The sequence below is a fragment of the Vibrio sp. 11-4(1) genome (assembly GCF_013048625.1).
Taxonomy (GTDB): Bacteria; Pseudomonadota; Gammaproteobacteria; order Enterobacterales; family Vibrionaceae; genus Vibrio; species Vibrio diabolicus.
Genome location: NZ_VHSY01000004.1, coordinates 58,829 through 78,892, shown reverse-complemented (window position 1 = coordinate 78,892; position 20,064 = coordinate 58,829). Strand labels below are relative to the sequence as shown.

General features: G+C 43.8%; 18 protein-coding genes. 10 read left to right on the top strand and 8 right to left on the bottom strand.

Annotation, left to right across the window (positions count from 1 at the left end; all coding sequences use genetic code 11):
- The first annotated feature begins 39 nt into the window (after window positions 1-39).
- On the top strand, window positions 40-1,635 hold the full coding sequence (locus FKN16_RS09285; RefSeq protein ID WP_012842220.1) for a hypothetical protein: 1,596 nt from the start codon (window positions 40-42) through the stop codon (window positions 1,633-1,635).
- Between the two features lie 63 nt (window positions 1,636-1,698).
- Here the strand turns inward: FKN16_RS09285 and FKN16_RS09280 are convergent, their stop codons facing one another.
- From FKN16_RS09280 to rnk, 3 genes are all read right to left on the bottom strand, one after another.
- Entirely contained in the window at window positions 1,699-3,483 is a 1,785-nt protein-coding gene (locus FKN16_RS09280) for an Ig-like domain-containing protein (RefSeq protein WP_170902536.1), read from the bottom strand.
- A gap of 479 nt (window positions 3,484-3,962) precedes the next feature.
- A complete protein-coding gene (locus FKN16_RS09275) occupies window positions 3,963-4,916 on the bottom strand; it encodes a sensor domain-containing diguanylate cyclase (RefSeq protein WP_170902688.1) in 954 nt (317 codons plus the stop codon).
- Window positions 4,917-5,154: 238 nt separating this feature from the next.
- Entirely contained in the window at window positions 5,155-5,562 is a 408-nt protein-coding gene (gene rnk / locus FKN16_RS09270) for a nucleoside diphosphate kinase regulator (RefSeq protein ID WP_005394604.1), read from the bottom strand.
- Between the two features lie 529 nt (window positions 5,563-6,091).
- On the opposite strand from rnk, the gene nirB reads away from it, so the two are divergent.
- The 4 genes from nirB (at window position 6,092) to cobA (ending at window position 10,971) form a co-directional block, all read left to right on the top strand.
- Window positions 6,092-8,656 carry a nitrite reductase large subunit NirB gene (nirB, locus tag FKN16_RS09265; protein ID WP_170902535.1) on the top strand — a complete coding sequence of 855 codons (2,565 nt, stop codon included), beginning with the start codon at window positions 6,092-6,094 and terminating at the stop codon, window positions 8,654-8,656.
- A 13-nt stretch (window positions 8,657-8,669) separates the two neighbouring features.
- A complete protein-coding gene (gene nirD / locus FKN16_RS09260) occupies window positions 8,670-8,993 on the top strand; it encodes a nitrite reductase small subunit NirD (RefSeq protein WP_054867640.1) in 324 nt (107 codons plus the stop codon).
- 195 nt (window positions 8,994-9,188) lie between these two features.
- A complete protein-coding gene (locus FKN16_RS09255; RefSeq protein ID WP_170902534.1) occupies window positions 9,189-10,040 on the top strand; it encodes a formate/nitrite transporter family protein in 852 nt (283 codons plus the stop codon).
- A gap of 172 nt (window positions 10,041-10,212) precedes the next feature.
- Window positions 10,213-10,971 (top strand): uroporphyrinogen-III C-methyltransferase, encoded by a 759-nt coding sequence (gene cobA / locus FKN16_RS09250; protein WP_170902533.1) that lies wholly within the window; start codon window positions 10,213-10,215, stop codon window positions 10,969-10,971.
- Between the two features lie 13 nt (window positions 10,972-10,984).
- On the opposite strand, the gene FKN16_RS09245 is transcribed toward cobA, so the two are convergent.
- On the bottom strand, window positions 10,985-11,425 hold the full coding sequence (locus FKN16_RS09245) for a DUF4174 domain-containing protein (RefSeq protein ID WP_012842228.1): 441 nt from the start codon (window positions 11,423-11,425) through the stop codon (window positions 10,985-10,987).
- 117 nt (window positions 11,426-11,542) lie between these two features.
- Between FKN16_RS09245 and FKN16_RS09240 the strand changes: the two genes are divergently transcribed.
- Complete coding sequence (locus tag FKN16_RS09240; RefSeq protein WP_005394594.1) at window positions 11,543-12,031, top strand: NYN domain-containing protein; 489 nt, start codon at window positions 11,543-11,545, stop codon at window positions 12,029-12,031.
- Window positions 12,032-12,119: 88 nt separating this feature from the next.
- Here FKN16_RS09240 and FKN16_RS09235 read toward each other — a convergent pair whose 3' ends face one another.
- Window positions 12,120-13,451, bottom strand: a complete 1,332-nt coding sequence (locus FKN16_RS09235; RefSeq protein WP_005394592.1) for an anaerobic C4-dicarboxylate transporter — start codon at window positions 13,449-13,451, stop codon at window positions 12,120-12,122.
- A gap of 420 nt (window positions 13,452-13,871) precedes the next feature.
- Between FKN16_RS09235 and FKN16_RS09230 the strand changes: the two genes are divergently transcribed.
- Both FKN16_RS09230 and FKN16_RS09225 read left to right on the top strand, forming a co-directional pair.
- Window positions 13,872-14,609, top strand: a complete 738-nt coding sequence (locus FKN16_RS09230; protein WP_047009216.1) for a siderophore ferric iron reductase — start codon at window positions 13,872-13,874, stop codon at window positions 14,607-14,609.
- A gap of 89 nt (window positions 14,610-14,698) precedes the next feature.
- Window positions 14,699-16,870 carry a TonB-dependent receptor gene (locus FKN16_RS09225; RefSeq protein WP_170902532.1) on the top strand — a complete coding sequence of 724 codons (2,172 nt, stop codon included), beginning with the start codon at window positions 14,699-14,701 and terminating at the stop codon, window positions 16,868-16,870.
- A 49-nt stretch (window positions 16,871-16,919) separates the two neighbouring features.
- On the opposite strand, the gene FKN16_RS09220 is transcribed toward FKN16_RS09225, so the two are convergent.
- Entirely contained in the window at window positions 16,920-17,111 is a 192-nt protein-coding gene (locus FKN16_RS09220) for a DUF2986 domain-containing protein (RefSeq protein WP_005376066.1), read from the bottom strand.
- 136 nt (window positions 17,112-17,247) lie between these two features.
- Between FKN16_RS09220 and FKN16_RS09215 the strand changes: the two genes are divergently transcribed.
- Both FKN16_RS09215 and FKN16_RS09210 read left to right on the top strand, forming a co-directional pair.
- Window positions 17,248-17,757: a GNAT family N-acetyltransferase gene (locus FKN16_RS09215; protein WP_170902531.1), complete on the top strand. Its 510-nt coding sequence runs from the start codon at window positions 17,248-17,250 to the stop codon at window positions 17,755-17,757.
- A 13-nt stretch (window positions 17,758-17,770) separates the two neighbouring features.
- On the top strand, window positions 17,771-18,160 hold the full coding sequence (locus FKN16_RS09210) for a nitrous oxide-stimulated promoter family protein (RefSeq protein ID WP_005394584.1): 390 nt from the start codon (window positions 17,771-17,773) through the stop codon (window positions 18,158-18,160).
- Window positions 18,161-18,208: 48 nt separating this feature from the next.
- Here FKN16_RS09210 and FKN16_RS09205 read toward each other — a convergent pair whose 3' ends face one another.
- Entirely contained in the window at window positions 18,209-19,369 is a 1,161-nt protein-coding gene (locus FKN16_RS09205; RefSeq protein ID WP_012842235.1) for an MFS transporter, read from the bottom strand.
- A 176-nt stretch (window positions 19,370-19,545) separates the two neighbouring features.
- A complete protein-coding gene (trxC, locus tag FKN16_RS09200) occupies window positions 19,546-19,980 on the bottom strand; it encodes a thioredoxin TrxC (RefSeq protein ID WP_170902530.1) in 435 nt (144 codons plus the stop codon).
- Between the last annotated feature and the right edge of the window lie 84 nt (window positions 19,981-20,064).

Sequence of the window (20,064 nt, the reverse complement as noted above, 5' to 3'; positions counted from 1 at the left end):
ACCTTCGTCTAGCTTTAGAAGCGTTCTAAGGAGTAGGTTATGAATTCTTGTAAGTCAGGTATCTGGCATACGATGAAGAGCTTTCTTTATGCAATATTTACAAGCTTGCTAATAGGTAGCTCTGCATTTGCAACACCAACAGATGGCGTATTTGAGTTAGAAGCAAATGCTAATGCGATAGATGATTCTGGAGTAGGTGCTCCAGATGACTGGTCAACGCCGCCAAACAGTGGTGGAGCATTAGTATTTAGCTTTGAGAATGACACGGCAACACCGGATACAATCTTTACTGGTGGTAATAAAGACATCAAAGACATACCGGAACTTGGTTGGAAGACTGGTACGGTACTTGATAAAGGGGACATTCTTCATGCGTATGCAGCGGCATACAACATTAATAATGACCTTGTACTCACCTTTGGTGCAGACCGTTTTGGTAACAGCGGTGATGCCTTCTTAGGTTTTTGGTTTTATCAAGACTCAGTCAGTACAAACCCAGACGGTACATTCACTGGTCAACATATTGCTGGTGACCTTTTGATTCAGGTGAATTATTTGCAAGGGGCAAATGAGGGGCCAGAAATTTTGGTTCTTGAATGGGACACAACTTGTGCGAAAGCTGATAACAATAATCCACAAGATGGTCAGTGTGCTGCGACAAACTTACGTTTGAAAGTTAAGACAAATGCACTGTGTTCACCAGGCGCGCAAGATGTGTGTGCTTCAACCAATACAACTGACTCACCTGCACCATGGGCGTATACGCCAAAAAGTGGTGTCGAAAATGTCTTCCCTCCAGAAACCTTCTTTGAAGGTGGTGTAAACCTTACTGAACTTCTACAAACAGACACCTGTTTTAGCTCGTTTGCAGCCGAAACAAGAGCATCAAGCAGTATTACCGCTCAGTTGAAAGACTTTGTGGTTGGTGACTTTGAGTTGTGTAGTGTTGATATCACCAAAACATGTAATCAAGCGGTCGTGAATGAAACAGAAGATGGTTACGTTTACTCATACAGCGGCGACGTGATTAATGATGGTGTCGGTACGCTCTACGATGTTGTTGTAGAGGACTTAGAAGCAGGTACTACACATAGCTTAGGTGCCATTGCTTCAGGTGATAGTGCTTCATACAGCGGCAGTTTTGAAAGTACAAGCAATGGTCTAACTAATACGGTGAAAGTCACAGCAGCTGCGACTCCGGGTGGCCAAGCGACCATTACTGATACCGCAAGTGATCCATGTGAGTCATTGAGCTTGTCTCCAATGATTAGTGTAACGAAATCATGTGAAAGCGGCTTCAAGCTTACTGAAAATGGTATCATTGCTGAAGTGAGCTTCTCGGGAATGGTATGTAACACAACGCCTGGACTTACTTTAGTGAATGTTTCTGTTGTGGATGACTCAGGTACGCCTGAGGATGCTTCTGATGACGTGACAGTAGTGAATAATATCGAACTCGCTTCGGATCAATGTCAGTCTTATACTGGTAGTTATATCCCAACGGCATTTAGCAATGCAGAAACACAATCTTTCCGTGATACTGTGACGGCGGTTGGTTTCTTGAAAATCGATAATACTCAAGCGACGAATACAGCTTCTGCAGACTGTGATATTTGTCCTGCACCAAGCAACTAATTGACGTCTTGTGAATAAAAAGCCTGGAGTATTCTCCAGGCTTTTTCATATGAATTTCGTGATTTAGTTCGGTTTCCCTTTACCGTTTCCACCACCATTCCCACCAGAAGTCGATTGTAAGGTGATGCTAATCGTCGCGGTTGAAGAAGATTGACCGTCACTGATCGTATAAGTAAATGAATCATTATTCTTAAACTTCTTCGATGGTGTGTATTCAATGGAGCCATCGCTCAGTACACGGGCGCTGCCTTTGTTTGGCTTAGCGACCGTAATTGCAAGAGAGGTCGATTGTTCAAACGAGTCATTATTTAACTGTTCGATGCGAACGACGGATTTATCACTGACCGTTACGCTATCATTCACCGCCTCAAGTGGTGACGTTGACTCAGACAACACTGTGTAAGATAGCTCGGTTTTGGCTGATTGTTCATTTTCAGCATCTATAACGTCAACGGTTATGCTGTAAGAGTTCGGCTGAGCATCGCTGTTTGACGTAACCATGACCGTCGTTTCTGCACTCATGCCGGAAGGAACCGTCAAGGCGCTTGCGTCATAATTCCATCCGTCAGGAACGCTTAAAGCCGTTGTATAGGTCGCGTCTGCACATTCTGTATTGTTCTGGTTCGTCACTTTAAGATTATACGCTAACGTTTCTCCGGCATTAGCATCAGAACCTGATAGTGGGGTTAGAGAGAGTAGAGGCGATGTCGCAACGCATTGCCCTGATTCACCACCAAATATGACACTGACCTGTGCGTTTTGACCATTAGCACTTTCCAAAGTAATCGACACGCCTGTTTTTGGATCGGTGAACGTTCCACCAATTGGAAGAGCAGGGTCTTCCCAGTCATTACTCCCAAATAATTGTTTGAAAGTGGAGTCAGGCTTCATGTGTAGCAAGCGGCTACTTTTAAGATCACCGTCTGTCGCTAGGCGCACAACTACACCTTCTGTCACATCTTGGCGGTAAACGATGTACGAACGGTCACGTAAAAAGCTGTCGTAGCCAAAAGCTTGTCGATATTCAACGTAAAACCATTGGCGCTGACCTGTAATTGGATCGGTACCTCTTGGGATTTTTAAAACTTTTGATGAAGTACTTTCAAAGTCTTCATAGGCATCAATAGAGTAAACACCATCACTAGAAATGATTTGAGCAGGGGAGGTCTGCCACCCTAAGTTTTCCAATTGGAAGGCGCTAAAGTAACCCATATCGTAGTTACCCATTGTATCGTAGCTATCACCGTACTCTATGACACGGCAATCACCAGCCAACGTACCGTCTTTACAGTCGAGTGCGGAAGCGTGATGCAATCCAAAATTATGTCCTAATTCATGGGCGATAACTCGAGGCTCGAAAACCGCATTTATTGACGCTCTAGAGGGAGTTACTCCTTGGCTACCAGAGCCTTCTGATGCACATCCAGTTTTGGTTGTTAAGTAGATAAAACGGTCATAGTTTGATAGTTGATATCCCGCAGTTTCAGCCATTTTGTTGGCTTCCGCTGCTACAGCATCATCATCACAAATTTGGTTTGATATCGGCAAGGTGAATGTTCCAGCAACATCACCAGATAGCCAAAGTTGCCCCTGGGACATTTGCGAATAGAAGTCGCTAACGGTATTAAAAACAACATGATGGGCGTCTTCTTTAGAGATCGGGATCTCTTGAGGGTTTTCTTGGAAATTGACGAGTACAACTAATGTTTTTTGTTCACCACTAGCCACTTGCTCAGCATAAGCCTCTGATGAAAAAGAATATGCTGACACGAGGGTTACAAAGCCTAGAGCTAGCAAGCGTAAATTTGACGCAACAAAGCCCAATTGAGGGAGGATGACCTTCTTCAATTTATATACCTACTTAATATTTTGATATTAAATGAAATTACAAATTCATAATGTTTTAAATAAAATAAATACCGAGCTCTATCCAAATAGAACCAGTAATTATCAAGTGTGCATTATGTTTTATAAAGTTTGTTTTATATTTGTGTGTGTTTATTACTTTTAAACACGATGCGAGATATTAGCAGAAGGGGTGGTTAAAATTCAACCATGCATTTCGGTTTTTATAAGTTCATGAATTATAATGTTTAACTACTTTTTACTGGTGGTTTTTATAAAAATAATAAGAAATAATATTGTATGCAACAAAAGCAGTTACAAAGACAGTAATAATATTACACCGTGTAGTATGCAACACTCTTAATTGTTTGTTATTTCTTTTGTTTCCTATATAAATGACTTATTAAAAATAAGACGCTATCAATTCCATAGAGAAAATTGTCAAATTAAAGAAATATTAATTTCAAAAAACAAGAGACTTATTATATCTGGATATAGGCAACGCCATTTTTGCCATTTTTCTTTATCTCATACATTGCATGATCGGCTTTTTGATAAACTTCATTAAACTGTTGTTTTCCTTTATCAAATAGACAAACACCGATGCTCATTCCAATCGTTACTGTATTTAAGTCCTGATTTATCGCAGGAATGATGGAACTTAAGAGTCGATCACAAAGTTGAGATATTTCTTCTTGATTTGAATAAGAGCTTAAAACGACAAACTCATCTCCTCCTATGCGTCCGACTTGAGACTTGCTTGGCGCAAGCTCTGTTAAGCTATTGGCGATATTAATGAGGAGAGTATCACCAGTATGATGGCCTAGCTGGTCGTTAACTGCTTTAAAATTATCTATATCAACAAACACTAAGGCAGACTGCTGAGACGGCTTGGTTTGAGGTTGATGATTAAAGTTTTCCTCTATTGCTTTTCTATTTAACAGTCCGGTCAATGGATCACTCGAAGCTAACTTAGCCAGTTGCTGCTCATATCGCTTTTCTTTTGTAATATCGATATGAGTGCCCATCATGCGTAGTGGTTCGCCATCAGAACCATACTCGACGATGCGCCCTCGATCGTAGACCCAACTATCACTGCCGTCTTTATGAATCATGCGATGAACTACCTCGTAAAGGTCGGTTTTGCCAGCTAGGTGATCTTCAAATGCACCCACCGCAAGATCATAATCTTCAGGGTGGAGATTGTTTTTCCACGTTTCAACCGTCGCGGTTAACTCATGGGGCTGATAACCTAGCATTTTGCCCCACTGCATATTGAATATCGTCAAAGTACCTGAAGGAATATGCTGCTCCCACAAACACAGTCCATTACTGTCGAGTGCAGCATTCAACTTTTCTTGTAGTCGCGCATTCTTCCGCTTCAGCTCTTTATTTTCTTTTTCTAAGCAGGCAATTTTAGTTAGATATTCTTCCATTTTGCGCATAATTTACGTCGTTTTCGGAGCGACAATATACGAAAAATACTTTGCAATTTCTATGATTGAGCTTGGAGATATAAGCATTGAATATGCGGTAAATAATAAAGAATCGGTGATGTTACTTAAGAGCAGCAAAGTAAATGCTTGGAAAAACAAAGAAGGAAATAGGGGATAAGCGAGGGGCTCTCCTGGTGCAAAGTCATAAATGAGGCCTTTGCACCGGGACTACTGAGGGTTAGCGGTTTAGTGCACCACAACGCTCAGGCTGGTAGGTGATATCGACAATTTCAATTGTCTTCACTTGATTATTTGGCATTGGCCATTCAAGTTTTTGACCAACAGACAAGCCGATCAGTGCGCTGCCTACGGGCGCAAAAATGGAAATATCATCACTGCTTTTCAGCTCAGATGGGTAAACCAGTGTCTTTGTCATGGTTCTATCTTCACCTGCAAATTTAAACTCTACAGTTGAGTTCATCGTGACCACATTATCTGGCATTTGTTCTGGCTCAAGAACCGTCGCACGGTCTAGCTCTGCTTCTAGCTCAACAAGCTCCGCCGCGATGTTTGGCATTTTATCCAACAAAGCCGTGATTCGGTTCATATCTAAGCTTGAAATGTAGATAGAATTGTTTTCTGACATTTTATGACTCCCAAATAAAAGGCCGCCTCACAAACATGGGACGGCACTCTATATGTCAATTACGGTATCAATCATATGGATTTTATTCCATATGAACTAAATCAGATTCTAGTCTTTATAGTGCGACTTAGCTAGTAAAAGATTTTTGTTGTGAGACTTGATTTTTCTAAAACTTTCAGTCACTTCAGTTGTTCACCTTTAATAGCCTTGAAACGGCTAGGTTAAAACGAATGCTTTGTTTTTAAACAAAGCAGGGTTTATCGTTAGCGTGGTTTAACTCGACAATCATTGCCATTCTGTAAAAGCCAAAACTGTATAGCCCTTTGTGAGCATGACTGCGGTTATCTCATTTTGTAAAAACTACCAACATCCGTTAATAAATTACCTTTTATTCTTCAATATCAAGATAAAAACGTTTATCTACCCCTTTAGGGTAGTTTGAAATTGTAATTGATTTACATCATGTATTAATTTTCTTTCACAATTAACAATGAGCTCAGTGATAAGAACCTAACCCTTAGGAATTATAATGAGCAAGTTGAAGCTAGTAGTCATCGGTAACGGTATGGTAGGGCACCGTTATATTGAAGACTTAGTCGAGAAAGCTGATATCTCTAATATGGAGATTACCGTTTTCTGTGAAGAACCTCGTGTCGCATACGACCGTGTGCACCTTTCCTCTTACTTTTCTCACCATACTGCAGATGAACTTTCTTTAGTAAAAGAAGGCTTCTACGAGAAACACGGCATCAATATGTTGATCGGTGAACGTGCGATTAACATTAACCGTGAAAACCGCATTATTTATTCAAGCACTGGTCGCGAAGTTCAATACGACAAGCTGATTCTTGCTACAGGCTCATTCCCATTTGTCCCGCCTATCAAAGGTCATGAAAGCAAAGACTGTTTTGTTTACCGCACTATCGAAGATCTAAAAGCGATTGAAGCGTGTGCGAAAAACAGCAAATCAGGCGTGGTTATCGGTGGTGGTCTTCTAGGTCTTGAAGCGGCAGGCGCACTAAAAGCATTGGGTGTAGAAACGCACGTTGTTGAGTTCGCACCAAAGCTGATGGCTGAGCAACTTGACCTTGCTGGTGGTAACCAACTTCGTCAAAAGATCGAGCGTATGGGTGTGAACGTTCATACTAGCAAAAATACGCTTGAGATTGCGGCAGAAGGCACAAACGCACGCAACGTTATGCGTTTTGCTGACGGCACTGAGTTAGAAACAGACTTCATTGTATTTTCAGCGGGTATTCGTCCACAAGACAAACTAGCACGTCAAATGGAGCTAGAAGTTGGCCCTCGTGGTGGTGTTGCCATCAACGACCACTGCCAGACTTCTGATGAGAACATCTACGCGATTGGTGAGTGTGCGTCTTGGAACGACATGTTCTACGGTCTTGTTGCTCCGGGTTACAAGATGGCGACGGTTGCTGTTGGTCACCTACTAGGTAACACAGAGAGCAAATTCGAAGGCGCTGACATGTCTGCGAAGCTGAAACTTCTTGGCGTGAAAGTTGGCTCTATCGGTGACGCGAACGGTCGTACTGAAGGCTGTAAGAGTTACGTTTACCAGAACGAAGAACAAGAAGTTTACAAACGTCTTATCGTTTCTGAAGACAACAAGAAGCTGCTAGGTGCAGTACTCGTGGGTGATACGTCTGACTACGGCGATCTGCTTCAATTGATGTTGAACGAAATCGACCTACCAGAACACCCAGACGCATTGATCCTTCCTGCACACGCAGGCGCTGAGAAACCAGCACTAGGTGCAGACGCTCTACCAGAAAGCGCGGTGATCTGTTCATGTTTCGATGTAACCAAAGGCAAGATCGCTCAAGCGGTTGCTGATGGTCATCATACATTGGGCGACATCAAAGCAGTGACTGGCGCAGGTACAGGCTGTGGTGGTTGTATTCCTCTAGTGACGTCTGTTCTAAATGCTGAGCTTGCTAAATCGGGTATCGAAGTGAAGAACGACGTGTGTGAGCACTTTGCTTACTCGCGCCAAGAGCTGTTCCACTTAATCCGTATTGAAGAGATCAAAACGTTTGATGAGCTTCTGGAGAAATACGGTAAAGGTTACGGCTGTGAAGTTTGTAAACCACTGGCTGGTTCTATCTTGGCTTCTTGCTGGGGTGAGCACATTCTTAAGCCACAACTGGTTAAGCTGCACGACACGAACGATAACTTCCTAGGTAACATTCAAAAAGACGGAACTTACTCCGTAATCCCACGTATGGCGGGTGGTGAAGTTACACCTCAAGCACTGGGTGCACTAGCGAACGTTGCTGCAGAATACAACCTATACACCAAAGTAACCGGTGCTCAACGTATTGGTCTGTTCGGTGCTCAAAAAGACGATCTTCCAGAGATCTGGCGCAAGCTTATCGACGCTGGTTTCGAAACAGGTCAAGCGTACGCAAAAGCACTTCGTATGGCGAAGACATGTGTTGGCTCAACTTGGTGTCGTTACGGTGTTCAAGATTCTGTTGGTCTAGGTTCTTACATCGAGAACCGTTACAAAGGCATTCGTACGCCTCATAAGATGAAGTTCGGTGTTTCTGGCTGTACTCGTGAGTGTGCGGAAGCACAAGGTAAAGACCTTGGTATTATCGCCACTGACGCAGGTTGGAATATGTACGTTTGTGGTAACGGCGGCATGAAACCTCGTCACGCAGACCTACTAGCCAGCGACCTAGATAAAGAAACGCTAATCAAGTACATCGATCGCTTCATGATGTTCTACATCCGCACAGCTGCGCCATTACAACGCACATCCGTTTGGATGGAAAACATGGAAGGTGGCGTTGACTACCTACGCGAAGTGATTGTTGAAGACAAACTTGGCATTAACGCTCAACTAGAAGCAGACGTAGCGAAGCTTGTAGATGAGTACGAATGTGAGTGGACTGCAACCATCAATGACGAATCACAACTGACTCGTTTCGCACACTTCATCAACTCTGACAAGCGCGATGACAACGTTATGTTTGTACAAGAGCGTGAACAGCACCGCCCGGCAACTTTCACGGAAAAACACCCTGAAGCGAAAGGCGACATCCTACACGTAGCGATCACTGAAGCATAAGGGAAGGTTGATTATGTCATTTGAAAAGATTTGCCAAATCAGCGACATCGTACCGGGCACGGGTGTTTGTGCACTGGTTGATGGTCAGCAAGTTGCGGTATTCCGCCCAACACAAGCAGAAGAAGTGCTGGCGATCAGCAACACAGACCCGTTCTTCCAATCAAACGTGCTTTCTCGCGGTTTGATTTGTGAGCACCAAGGCGAACTTTGGGTAGCAAGCCCACTTAAAAAGCAACGCTTTAACCTGGCAACAGGTGCGTGCATGGAAGACGAGCGTTTTAACGTGAAAGCGTACAAAACGCGCGTAACCAACGGTGAAGTAGAAATTTCTGCATAAGCTTGGTTTGCATTCCCTCCTCTTTAAGGGGAAGGAATGCACCGAGTACTTAGATTCAATAGACAAAGGCTTTCCAGCGTCATCTTGGGGGAACAGGGAAGCGAGATGATGTCGACAGCAGTGGGTGTCAACTGGAAGCCTTTCTCTATTCAATCTTTAACTTTTTAACTTTCAATTTTGAATAAGGACACATTCATGTCTACAGACTTTAAACCTGCTGAATTCGTGCAAACCATGATCAACGTGGGTGAAGCGAAAATTAATACCAGCACTCGAGATCTTCTGCTTCGCGGCACGATGGCAGGCGTTATTCTGTCTCTTGCAGTGGTGGTTGCTATTACCGCGATTGTACAAACAGGCATTGGCCTTGTGGGGGCGCTTGTTTTCCCTGTGGGCTTTGTGATTCTCAGTGTGATGGGTTACGACCTTGTCACAGGTGTTTTTGGTCTTGCGCCTTTGGCTAAGTTTGCTAACCGTCCGGGTATCACTTGGGCTCGTATTTTCCGTTGCTGGGGATTGGTAGGTTTGGGTAACCTGATTGGTTCTCTAATAGTGGCTTACCTAGTGGCTATCTCTCTAACCGGTAACTTCTCTCTAGAATTGAACGCGGTAGCGAAGAAGTTTGTCGCTGTATCGACTGCCCGTAGCCTTGGTTTCGAAAACATGGGCATGGACGGATGGATCACGTGTTTTGTTCGCGCTATCTTTTGTAACCTAATGGTGTGCCTAGGCGTGATCGGCAACATGACGGCACGTTCAGTATCTGGTCGTGTAGCGATGATGTGGTTCCCAATCTTCATCTTCTTCGCGCTAGTATTCGAGCACACCGTGGTAAACATGTTCCTATTCCCACTGGGTATGATCTTAGGTGCGGATTTTGGTATCGCGACTTGGTTGAACTTCAACCTTATCCCAACCATTCTAGGTAACATTGTTGGTGGTCTCGTAATGACTTGTCTGCCACTGTACCTAACTCATGCGAAAACAGCGCCTTCTATCTGCGTAGTTGAAGAAGAAGTAAAAGCAGAACCTGCAATCGCAAAATAAACCGCTTTATATGGCCCTATCTTTTGCGGGTGGGGCTATTCAACTCATTTAACTTTCAATAGATATTGTATTGATTTAGCTATAAAAAGTAATAACTCCTTGGGGTAGTTTGAACCTTAAGTTAATAACGTGAGTGTTACTCTTTATATCCAAATTTCCGATAGGCGTTGATATGACTACTGCGAACTCATCTTTAAACAACGGCTTTGTTTCTCTTGTTGGTGCAGGTCCGGGCGATCCAGACTTGCTGACGGTCAAAGGTTTGAAAGCCATTCAAGCGGCTGAAGTTGTGGTGTATGACCGATTGGTGTCGAAAGACATTCTTGAACTGGCTCACGCATCTGCTGAGATGATCTATGTAGGCAAGAAACTGGACTTTCACTGTGTACCTCAAGATCAAATTAACCAAATCTTGGTACAAAAAGCACAAGGAGGTAAACGCGTTGTGCGCCTAAAAGGTGGTGATTCTTTCATCTTTGGACGCGGCGGTGAAGAGTTAGAAGAGCTTGCAGAATATGGCATCAAATACGAAGTGGTGCCAGGGATCACCGCTGCGGCGGGTGCAACAGCTTACGCGGGTATTCCATTAACGCATCGCGACCACGCGCAAAGCGTTCAATTTATTACAGGTCACGTGCAAAAAGACGGTCGCGAAATTGAGTGGCATTCGTTAGCGCAATCTAACAACACACTTGTGTTCTACATGGGTTTGAAGCAAAGCGGTCACATCATGGATAAGCTGATCACTCATGGATTAGATCCAGAGATGTCATGCGCCATTATTGAAAATGGTACGCGTCCAGAGCAGCGCGTGTTCCAAGGAAAACTGAACGAACTTTCTGAAATGGCTGAGAAGGCGATCAGTCCAGCATTGATCGTCGTTGGCAGCGTGACTCAGTTGCACAACAAACTAGACTGGTTTAGAAAATAAGTTCATCTAATGGTTAGATTTTGCAGGGGCTGTGACGTCTCTGCATTTCTTGCTTACGCATTGGCATTTGATCAATCAAGTTGTTGATAAATGGCCAATCCGTTTCTGCGCCCCATCGGTATTTCTCTTGGCCATCTTTACCCAGTAAAATTGCGGTATGTGAGCCTTTTTCAATTTCATACAGCTTGGCAAGCATTTTCAAATCAAACTCTTCTTTGAGCCAAGCTGGAGACGTGTAACCTTGTTCTGTAATGACTAATGTGACCACATCTCTGTCTTCCAACTCGCACTCATTCATGAGTGTTTCGAGTAAGAATTGTTTAACGTATTCATCGTTTTCTGGAGCGAAGTAAAGCACACTCCGATGCGGCCAGTACTTTGAATGTGCTGGATAACCGAATGCTGTCGATGACAAGATACAAGAAAGTAGTATCACTAGTAACTTTCCGCCCATGACAGTTCCCCTAGAAACCCAAATACCGTTTATACGTTAAGTTTAGTGGAATTGGCTCATTGTGCTTTTACCAAAACTGACTTAGGGTAGGCAGCAAATAAATCAAGCGTAGAAAAGATGAATTCAGAAAGAAAACAAAAGATCGCCATTTTGGTTGATGTACAGAATGTGTATTACACCTGTCGCGAAGCGTATCGCAGTAATTTTGATTACAACCAGTTTTGGTATGTTGCGACGCAAGGGAAAGAGGTGGTGAGTGCTCGTGCTTATGCCATCGCGAGTAACGATCCAAAACAGCGTCAGTTTCATCACATTTTACGCGGTGTTGGGTTCGAGGTAATGCTTAAACCCTATATTCAGCGTCGTGACGGCAGCTCGAAAGGCGACTGGGATGTCGGTATTACTCTTGATGCGATTGAAATTGCCCCTGAAGTTGAGGAAGTGATTCTCGTTTCTGGAGATGGGGACTTTAGTCTGCTAGTGGAACGAATTCAGCAGCGCTTCAATAAAACGGTGACCGTTTATGGTGTGCCTAAGCTAACATCCCAAACTCTGATTGATTGTGCAGATAACTTTGTCGCGATTGATGATGACTTCTTACTGTAATCACTAACGTGACAAAGAAAAGGCGAGTCATTCAGGCTGTACGCTAACGTACAATGACTCGCCTCTAATTTATTGTTGATTTGGCTAATTATGAAGGAATGATCATTTGTCCTAACAAGTAGCCCAGACAGCAAGCACCAATCACACCAATCAAACCTACCGACATAAATGAATGGTTGAAGTACCACTTACCAATCTTAGTGGTACCTGACGTATCGAAGTTCACTGTCGCGATATCTGAAGGGTAGTTCGGAATAAAGAAGTAACCGTATACCGCAGGCATTAGGCCGATAAGCAGTGCCGGATCCAGACCCAAGCCAAGACCAACAGGCAGCATCATACGAGCCGTTGCTGCTTGAGAATTCACCACAACCGATACAATGAACAACGCAAGCGCGAACGTCCAAGGGTAGTTGGTTACCATCTCAACGATGCCAGATTTGAACTGAGGCATTGCGTATTGGAAGTAAGTATCTGACATCCAGGCGATACCGAAGATCGCAATGGCAGCCACCATACCTGATTTGAATACTACGCCGTTTGGTACGTCACGTGGGTCAGTTTTGGTTGCAAGCAAAATGATACCGCCGAAGCAGAGCATCATCATTTGAATCACAACGGCCATGCTGATTGGTTTCGCGCCATCTACGATGGTACGAATGTCCGGCCACATCGCGATAACGACGATAACCAAGATAGACGCGATGAACAGCAATACAGAGTTACGAGCACTTGTTGGTAGCACTTCATCAAGAGACGTTGCAGTGGTGTTGAGGATCTTTTCACGCCACACCGGATCTTTTAAACGCTCTTGGTATTCTTCATCGTCTTCCAGTTCTTTACCGCGTTTTAGGCTGTAAAGTGACATCAGCAACGTACCGAATAGCGTCGCTGGAACAGTAACGAGCAAAATAGAAAGCAGAGTGATCTCGTGCTGAATATCAGAGAGTTGTGCCAAGTAGTAAACCACTGCCGCTGAAATTGGAGAGGCCGTAATCGCGATTTGCGAAGCGACGGAAGCGGCTGCCATTGGACGTTCCGGACGAATGCCGTTTTTAAGCGCAACGTCGCCAATGATTGGCATGATAGAGTAAACCGCGTGACCAGTACCAAGCAGGAAGGTCATAAAGTAAGTCACGAACGGAGCAATAAGGGTGACGCGTTTTGGGTTCTTACGAAGCACACGCTCGGCAACTTGCAGCATGTATTTCAAACCACCAGCCGCTTCAAGAATGGATGCACATGTTACCACTGCCAAGATTATCAACATAACGGTGACAGGAGGGGAGGTTGGCGGCATCTTAAAGATGAAGACTTCAATCACCAAACCAATACCAGATACGACCCCAAGGCCTATACCACCATAACGTGAGCCGATATACAGCATCACGAGCAAAAATAGAAACTCAAGATACAACATGTGGATTTCCTTATTCAAAACAGGGGGCTATATAGCCAAATTACTTAATTACATTGTCCCGATATTCAGAAAGAAAATACTTCATGTTGTTCACACTCCTTTGGATAAGAAACAGCAATATTCAATTATTGGCAATAACTCACGCTACACAGGGAAACTGTTAACACAGTTTTATCAGGGTGTTTTTATGCTGTGTATTTTTGCGATCATGTCAGCGCTAAATGCGAAGAGGTTTAAGAGTTTGTTGCTATTCATCGCATACGTAACCAGACCTTACGGGCGCAAAGAGCTTGAAAATAAAGACAGAGACCACAGATGAGAATAGGCTCTTGCTATGTGAACGCAAAGGATAATAGTTTGCATTGCGATTAGTGCTTGGGTATAAAGGTGTCAGAATGACTACACCAACAATAAACCATCATGTCTGAGCAATTTTTCCCGCAACTATTTCAAACTTCGAGTGAGATTACGCCTTACCTTCACGGTGATATTGGCGAAATAGGGCAAGAAGTTATTCATATCGAAAATGATATAAATCCGATCATTCAAGGCCTTTACCAACAGTTGTCTGAGGCTCATCCGGAAGCGGGAAAAGCGTATTGGTTGACGAGAACGTGGGATTTGTTGTGTTGGCAGCCTGTTTATGTTGCGTTCATTTCTATCTACGGTTTCCACACGTTGCCAAACATTCGTGAGATGGCGCAGCACCTCAAGCCTTGTTTTGTGTCTGGATATCGATTCGCTGACGAAACACATATACATGGTAAGCCAGAAGAATTAATAAAAGAGGCCGGACGTCAAATTCGAGAGTTGTTCGATTTCTACCAACAAGAAATGAGTCAATGGACGCGCATTCGCCCAGGCTTCACTCATCAATTGATGTCGGATGGGATCATGGCTTGTTTGATTCGTCTTCAACAGCGTTTTCCGCAAATGACCAACACGACATTGCGTGAGCATGCCATCTTGTGGTTACAGGCATTGGGTTTAGATGCCAACAATAGTCATTCACTTTATGAGACATCACTGGATCAGCCGCTAAAATTGGTCAGAAAAAGCTGTTGTTTGGTCTATAAGTGTGAAGGCAGAAAGCTTTGTGAAGATTGTCCTCGTTTAGAAAAAAATCGACAGCTTATGAGCAAGCATAATTCTAATTAACATTTGGTTAACTTATGTAACAGTGCTCGATTTGAGAGTGAGAATAAGTATCATTGCATGCTCTTGTTGACAACAAAAAGATAAATACAATGATAAAAAGGACGTTTTCTCTTAATCTCATCGTACTTGCGATGAGCAGTGGATACGCAGTTAGCTCAATAGCTGCGGAAGAACTTCAACAAACATCAACACCAAGTGATGAACAAATGGTGGTCGTGGGCAGTGTGATGCCGAAATCGATCTCTGATATTCCAGGAACGGTTTGGTTTGTAGGGCAAGAGGAAATTGCCCAGCAATATCGCGCGGGCAAGACACTTGGTGACATTCTTTCTGCGACCATTCCTTCGTTAGACGTTGGTACGGGTGGTCGAACTAACTACGGCCAGAACCTGCGTGGCAGAGCGATGTTGGTGATGATTGATGGTGTCTCACTGCAGTCTTCTCGCCCAATTAGTCGTCAGCTTGATGCGATTGACCCATTCAACATCGAGCGAATTGAAGTACTATCTGGTGCAACCTCCATTTATGGTGCTGGCGCTACAGGTGGTGTTATTAACATTATCACCAAGAAAGCTTACTCGGATGACTTATCGTTTGAATCGTATGTCAGTGGCACTACAGGTTTTAACAGCAGCGATGACTTTGATTACAAACTAGCTCAGTCTATCTCAGGTGGTAATGAGCGAATTGCCGCTAGGGGTTCGGTTGTGTACACCGAGACACAAGGTGCATTTGACGTAAATGGCGACATTGTCACCCCAGATATTTCCCAAGGTTCTCTGCAATACAACTCGACGCTTGATGTGATGGGATCGACAGAGATTCAAATCTCCGATGCCAGCAAGTTAAACCTTGTCGCACAATACTATGACAGCCAGCAAGATTCGCCATACGGCTTGTACATTGTTAACAATAAATTTGTTGATGTACGAGAGGGATTCGATTCCGATCGTGAACACGGTACAGAGCGAGTTCTCTTAAGTGCGAACTACGCTCACGACAGCGTATTCGGCCATCAACTGATTGGCGAGTTGTCTTACCGAAGTGAAGACCAAACGTTTACTCCTTATTACCAAGGTGCTTCTCAGCAAAAGACAGAGGTTTTTGCTGGACGTTTGGCACTGGCAAAAAACTGGGAATCATTCAACCTTGTTTATGGTGTTGATGCGTATTTAGACCGTTTTGAGAGCAATCAAGCTCTATTCGATCCAAGCATTGCAAACAACTCTGGAAACTTGATTAATAAAACGTACGCCGAAGTTGGTCGTTACCCAGGTGTAGATGTAACGTCTTACGCAATGTTTGTTCAAGGTGACTATCAAATTAATCAAGATTGGTCCGTTCAAGCAGGCTACCGCTATCAATACATGGACAACAAGATTGATGACTTTGTTGCCTATAGCGTACAAAAGAAGATTGCCTTGGGTAATGGCGTATCAGCGGATGCGGTACCAGGTGGCAGCACCGACTACTCTGTAAGTCTGTTTAATTTGGGCACCATTTATCAGCTTAATGATGAATCTCAACTTTGGGCAAATTTCTCCCAAGGTTTCGAACTTGCTGACCCTGCGAAGTACTATGGTCAAGGCAGCTATGACGCTGTGGATGCAAACGGGCACTATGCGTTGAACAACAGCATTAATGTGTCTGACTCAAAAATGTCAGGCATTAAAACGGACAGCTATGAGATCGGTTACCGTCTTGATACCAACTCTCTTGCGCTTCAGGCGGCAGGCTATTACTCGCTTTCAGACAACTCCATCAAGTATGATAGAAAAACGTTGTTGATTACGAATGTTGACGACGAGCAGCGTGTTTACGGTGCAGAAGCAAACATCAATTACTGGGTGACCCGCGATATCCTGTTAGGGGCATCAGGACACTACGTAGTTTCTGAGCTGAAAACCGATGGTAAATGGGAAGATTTGAGCGCAGGTAAAGCCAGTACGTCTAAGGCTAATGCATGGGCTGCATACTACCAAGATTCGTACTCGATTCGTCTACAAAGTCAGACGATGTTTGATTACGAAGATGACGCCAACAATAAGTTGGAGGGCTACACCACGTTTGATCTTCTGGGTAATGTAACACTACCTGTTGGGCAGTTAGGCTTTGGTATTCAAAACCTATTTGACGAAGACTACACAACCGCCTGGGGTCAACGTGCGCAGATTCTCTATGCAGCACACTACGATGCAGCAGCGTACGACTACAAAGGAAGAGGTCGCACATTCACACTGAACTACAGTGTTGAATACTAAAGCTAACTCTCTTCGAGTATCAAAAAAGCCGCTTAAAGCGGCTTTTCTTTTAGGCTTGATCTGTCTGCGCTGTGTCTACAACGTTTTCCGTGTGCTCTGAAGCTTGGTTTTGCTCTTCAGCTTCCATTTTTGCACGTTCAGCTTTGGAGATATAACGCGGCTTATTGCTCTTATGTAGCTTAGCGTTGTGCTTCTTCTGCTTCGCTTTTAAGATCTGATTGATTTTCTTCTTGCGGTTCATGGTGGTGGTCCTTTAATTTAGCGGGGCAGGATAGTTATTTTTTTATCAAGTTACAACTAAATAAGCCCTTACGTCGGTCGCAAGATTCAAGTACGTTTCTATGTCCAATCATCTCTCGCGTTTTAATGGAGTCAAAATGAAAACACTGATCACTGAACGTTTGATATTACGTCTTGTGAGTGTAGATGATGCACCATTCATATTAGAACTTTATAACCACCCAGACTTTTACCTTTTTGTCGGAGATAAACAAATTCGTACTGAATATGAAGCGGCGCGTTATATAAAAGAAAACATGCTACGCATGCAAAAAGTTAAAGGTGTGAGTTTACTCGTAGTAGAGAAAAAAGACGATGGACAACCGATCGGTATTTGTGGGCTAGTTAAACGTGACACATTGCAACACTACGATCTTGGGTATGGTTTTTTACCTTCTGCTTATGGTTGCGGCTACGGAGTCGAATCGGCAACCGCGGTGCTGGAATATGCTCGAGGGGAAATGAAACTCGATAAGTTGGCTGCCATCACCAACAATGACAATATTCGTAGTATAAGTTTGCTCAAAAAACTGGGCTTTGAGTTTGAACGAGTTGAGCAGCAATACGATAATGGTCGAACGTTAGAACTTTACACAATGACGTTGTGATTTTTGGAAGCTCATGAGCGATATTTTACTTGGCAAGCTCGCCACTGAATTTAAGACGGTAAAAGCCATGGTAGAGGTTTACTGTCACGATCACCATGGAACAAAAAGTGACTTGTGCTCAGAATGTCGTGAGCTGCTTGAATACGCAGAAGTTCGTCTTGACCGTTGTCCTTACGGAGAGAATAAACCGACGTGTAACAAGTGTCCGATTCACTGTTATAAACCGGACCCGAAAGAGCAAATGCGTTTGGTCATGCGTTACTCTGGCCCCAGAATGCTACTGAAACATCCCATCTTGGCGGTTCGTCATTTACTTCATGAAAAGCGCGCGGTACCGGAAAAACCTGCAGCGAACGCGTCAAACCGTCACAAACGTTTATCTAAACAAAAAAGCGAAGAATAAAAAACGAGGGCGACATGCCCTCGTTTTCGTTGAGTGGAAGTTGTGTGGTTAGAGGCCAGCCGCCATACGCTGCTTAGTTTTACTCGCTGCAAGTAGCATGTATACGCCAGTCGCAACCAAAGCGGCAAACAAGTAGCCTAGTAAGCCATGTTCTTGGCCCATAAATTTATCAGCCACAACCGGGCCAGCAACAGAGCCAATGCTGTAGCTGAACAGCATGACTTGTGTGGCAGAGACAATAAAGCGCTCATCAAGTCCTTCACAACCTAAGTTGATCGCAATTGGGTACAAGGCAAAAGTAGCTGCACCTAAAAAGAATAAAGCAGCAGCTAATACCACGGCTGACGATGAAATAAAGGTCAAACCGATCGAAAAAATACCCAAAATACAGAAGAACGCCATTAGCACTGTGCGGCTCATGTATTTGTTCAATGTGGTCACCATTGGTTGAACCAACATGCCACCTAGGATCACTAGTGCCATCAATGTACCAATGTCTTGATGGTTGATTTTACGGTTAGTGAGCTCAACAGGCATTAATCCGTATATCGCGCCTAAGGTTAAACCTGATACAACACAACCAATAATTGCAGCATGGTTTAGCTTGGCAATTTGCTTAAATGACAAAGCGGTTGATTCATGGCTGTTTGGTTGTTCACATTCAATAAACATCAGCACCAACATCGCCATTAGGATCAGCGTTGTGATTGCAATGAACGGAACACCGCCACTTACGCCAAGTACACCAATGCCAAATTGGCCTAATGCAGAACCGCCATAAAGCGATAGCATGTACAAGCTCAAACGTTTTGCACGTGATGCTTCGTCGCCAGACATTAGCCAAGATTCAACAATGACAAAAACGCCCGCAACGGCAATACCTGCGATAAAACGAGCAGCAAGCCACACTAACCCATTAGCAAAAACGGGTAGCGTGACAATCGTTAGCGAGAATGCCGCTAAGCAGCCAATAAACGCTTTACGGTGACCCACTTGACGCACGACACGTTCAATAAACATCGCGCCGACCAATAAGCCGCCATAAAAAACACTCGCCAACCAACTCGCATAATCTGCTGAGATGTTGTATTCACCGAGCATGAGAGGGATCAAGCTCATTAAATAGCCCGAAGCCACCGCATAAAGAGACAGTGCGACGACTGGAACTGTAACTCGTGGTGATGCTGCAGGAACGACTGTGTTTTCCACTGTTTTGCGCCTATAAGTTAAATGAAATCTATGGGTTATTCGGCGCGAATATGAGGCTAATAGTTAGGCAAGTAAAATGATTAATTTAAGTCGTTTCGACAAATAATATTTGTTAAATAGATAGGTCGATAAGTTGCATAAAAACGCCAACCTACCAGTGAGGTTGGCGTGGAGAATTACTTATTAAGTGCTTGATTTAACCATTGATCAAACTGACTTTTAGGTAGCGCACCATTGATCATATCAACGCGTTGACCGTTCTTGAAAACCATGATGGTAGGAATGCTTCGAATGCCAAATTGTTCAGCGAGCGCTTGTTGTGCTTCTGTATCAATCTTTACAAAACGAGCCGTTCCTGCTTGTTCATGAGCGACATCCGAGAAAACAGGGGCAAAACCGACGCACGGATTACACCAAGGGGCCCAAAAGTCGACGACAACAGGCGTATCACTTTGTAATAGGGCAGAAAAGTTATCTTGCGTTCCTTCGATAGGCGCGCCATCAAAAAGTGCACTTTTACATTTACCGCAAGTTGCAGACTCTGCAACACGCTCATTAGGGACACGATTCAGACCGCCGCATGAAGGGCAGCGAGTTTTAAACGATGACATGACTTCTTCCTTTATTACGTATTGATGAAAACATGACTTACCAGTCAGCCTCATTATTTGTATACTTATTTTTTAACCTGCCGA